Below are 1,347 nucleotides of genomic sequence, written 5' to 3'. Positions count from 1 at the left end.
TGGTTCATCGCACTTTGCCGGGGAACGCATCCTTGATTTTAAGGAAGAAGTATGCCGAGTCCCGGAAACCGTAAGCCATCCGCTTGATAACTTTGATGCGGTTGTTGACACCCTCGAGGATGGACGAGTTCATGGGGTAGATGGAGGAAGCGAGAATGCCTCGGACGTATTTTCGTAGCCGCTTTGCAAACTGGATCACCGATGCGATCTCGCTCTCGAGGGCGAGGCGCATCCACCGTTTCCATCGGTGCGCACCCTCGCGAACGGATGGCGCGAACCATATTTCCTTGAGTTCGGTTTTGAGCAAATAGACTGTAGACAGAGGGGCGTTGGCCGCGAGCAGTTCGTTAAGTTTGATAGCATGTTCATCATCAAGGTTATCGCGATTGCGCAGCAGCAGCCAACGGCTACGCTTGATGACTTGGCGCTCTTTAGGGGCGTCGCGCAGCGCGTTGGCTTGGTCAACGCGCACCCGGTCGACTACCTCACGGCCAAAGCGCGCAACGACGTGAAAAAGGTCGTAGACGACTTCAGCGTTGAGGCATTGCGCACGCACTTCGAGATCCATTGCCGTGTTCATATCCATCGCCACGGCCTCGATTTGGGCGCAGCCTTCTGCGCCTAACGCCTCGAAAAATGGACGGATGGCCGCCCGGCTATTGCCTTCGCCAACCCAGAGCACGCGCATGCGTTGAGCATCGAGAACGACCGTGGCATAGCGATGGCCTTTGTGCAAGGCGAATTCATCCATGACGAGGCGCCGCACGTCGCTGGCCGCGAACTGGCCGTGCAGGTGTTCTAACCGCTGTTGGTCAATGGCCTTGATCGTGTGCCAGTGCAGGCCTGTCAATTGGGAAACGTGCTTGATCGGCAGCAGCTGTACCAACGCCTCGACCCAGATGCGGACACGGTGGGTCATGCGCGATCGCCGGTCCAGCCAAGCGATATGCTCGGTGACGCGAGCATCGCAGTGGTGGCAGTCCAGGCGTCGGATTGGCACCCTCAGCCAAACCCGCCGGTCCAAAATATCCCGGTCCCGGATGCGTCGCCAGCGCCGTTCATGAACCAGCGCACAGGGCTGGCGACAACTACCGCAAAGTGTATCGGCATTCGGACAGGCATTGAGAACGATGAGCAGCGAATCATCGTCTTGTTCGACGACGGAATCGACAAGATACCCTTCCCAAAATGGAAGGGACGACATAACATTGAACATGGCGGCGAGAGTGGTAAGGTAATTGTTTTGTTTGGCGACATCAATTTACCAATTCAAAACCCTCGCTGCCACCCCCTTCCAGCAAAAACGTCAAGTCCATCTTCCCCCACCAAACGCGAAGAACCTTTTTT

General features: G+C 56.5%; 1 protein-coding gene. It reads right to left on the bottom strand.

All coding sequences use genetic code 11. From position 1 onward, the window contains the following. Nucleotides 1-4: 4 nt before the first annotated feature. The gene (locus tag ACP7DE_RS27945; RefSeq protein ID WP_426075179.1) at nt 5-1,204 is read right to left on the bottom strand and encodes an ISL3 family transposase; all 1,200 of its coding nucleotides are present in this window, start codon (nt 1,202-1,204) and stop codon (nt 5-7) included. Nucleotides 1,205-1,347: the final 143 nt, after the last annotated feature.

Origin of the sequence: Janthinobacterium sp. DSP2-3-3, assembly GCF_049897325.1 — a bacterium.
GTDB lineage: Bacteria > Pseudomonadota > Gammaproteobacteria > Burkholderiales > Burkholderiaceae_D > Janthinobacterium.
Note: the sequence above shows the minus strand (reverse complement) of the source record. Positions and strands in the feature narration are given on the sequence as shown.